Origin of the sequence: Winogradskyella sp. 4-2091, from assembly GCF_045765065.1 — a bacterium.
In the GTDB taxonomy this organism is placed as follows: Bacteria; Bacteroidota; Bacteroidia; order Flavobacteriales; family Flavobacteriaceae; genus Winogradskyella.
This window is the reverse complement of the sequence record NZ_JBJKOD010000037.1, coordinates 1-2,074: the sequence shown is the minus strand read 5'-3', so window position 1 is coordinate 2,074 and position 2,074 is coordinate 1. Positions and strand designations below refer to the sequence as shown.

1 pseudogene is annotated in these 2,074 nt (G+C 36.0%); it reads left to right on the top strand.

The annotated features are described in order from the left end of the window. Positions 1-2,074, top strand: a pseudogene (locus ACJBCC_RS17185) (hypothetical protein); the annotation flags it as partial.

Here is a 2,074-nt window from a genome sequence, read left to right as displayed (position 1 = left end):
GCGATTTAATTACTTATACATTTACAGTAACTAATACTGGTAATGTGTCTATCAACTCTATTACAATTACTGATGATTTATTAGGTGGTGATATTACGTCGTCTTTAACACTTACTGGAGACACTAATACGAATGATCTTTTAGATCCTACAGAAACTTGGATCTTTACAGCGCCTGATTATACTATTACGCAAGCTAATGTTGATGCTGGGAATATTACCAACAATGTTACCGCTGATGGTCTGCAGCCTGATGGAACAACTGCTGTTCAAGCTACAGATACTTATATCATTGATGCTAGTAATACAGATGTAACATTGTGTAATGAATCTGGAATAGAGCTCGTTAAAACTGGTGTTTTCAATAATGATAATGGCAATAGTTGTACAGAAGTTGGTGAGACTATTACATACACCTTCACTGTTACTAATACTGGTGATATTGCATTAGCAAACCTTACTATTACGGATCCCTTATTAGATAATTCAACGCCTGCAGTGAGTATTAACTTTACTTCTGGAGATACTGATAATGATAATCAATTAGATCCTACAGAAACTTGGATATACACTGCTACCTATTTAGTTACTCAAGCAGATATTGATAACACAGAAGTTATTAACGCTGCTACTGTAACGGCACAAGAGGTTGTAAATAATACAACACTGAGCTCTACATCTCAAACAACAACCGAGTTAATTGAGGATACAACACCTCCTGACACTTCTAATTGTACAGTTGAAGATGAAACCATTGAATGTAATGGTTTAAATAATGAAACCAATGCAAATGCTTGGAATGCGGCTAATATTCTTGCTTTAGAAAATTGTGCTACTGATGCTTGTGATAATAATTTCACAGTAATTTCTGATTATGCGTTTACAAACCTTGTCTCTACATGTGGATCCAGTGGAACTATTACAGTGACTTATACCTTAACAGATGCTACTGGTAATTCTACAACATTAACAGCTACACTTACCATTGAAGATACCACTGGTCCTGATTTATCGGCTTGTACTGTGGTTGATCAAACTATTGAATGTAGTGGCTCTGAAACTGAAAACTCTGTTATTGCATGGAACAATGCTAATATTACAGCTCTTGAAACTTGTGGTACAGATGCCTGTGATACTAACCCTACAAATGTGGTAACTTCAAACTATGACTTTAATAATTTAATCGCAACTTGTGGTTCTAGTGGAACAATTACGGTAATATATACCGTTGCCGATGATTGTAATAATACATCTACAATTAGCGCGACATTAACCATTGAAGACACCACTGCGCCTACTTTTACGGTGCCTGAAAATATAACTGTTGAATGTGATATTGATGTGACGGATGTTTCAATTACTGGTGATGTGACGGATGAAATGGATAATTGTTCTAGTGGTTTACAAGCGACCTTTACAGATAGTACTGTAACTGGTAGTTGCCCTGGAGAAGCGGTCATAACTAGAACTTGGACTTTAAGTGATGAGTGTAATAACACCACTACTTTAGTACAAACTATTACAGTACAAGATACTACTGCGCCTACTTTTAATGAAGCGCTTCCGACGGACTTAACTACAGAATGTGATGCCATACCTGGTGCGGATACGTTAACAGCTACTGATAGCTGTAGTTCTGCAGAAGTTACCTTTGAAGAAGAAATTATTGAAGGTTCATGTATCGGTGATTATCTTATTGTAAGAACATGGACGACTAGTGATGACTGTGATAATGAAGCGGTGCATACACAAATTATAACAGTTCAAGATAATAATGCTCCTACACTTTTAACACCGCTTGAAACTTCTATTGCTGTACTTTGTAGTGAAATACCAACAGTACCTAATCTTGTTTTTGAAGATTCCTGTTCTAATAATATTGATGTATCTTTTTATGAAGAATCAACTCAAGGTATTGACCCAGAATTCTATGACATTACCAGAATTTGGACGGTAACTGATGATTGTGGTAACCAAGTAGATTTTACTCAAAATATTGCTGTGGAAGTCGGGAACTATATTGATGTTGTAGATACCGCACGTTGTACTTTAGATCCTGAATTTGATCTCTTTGA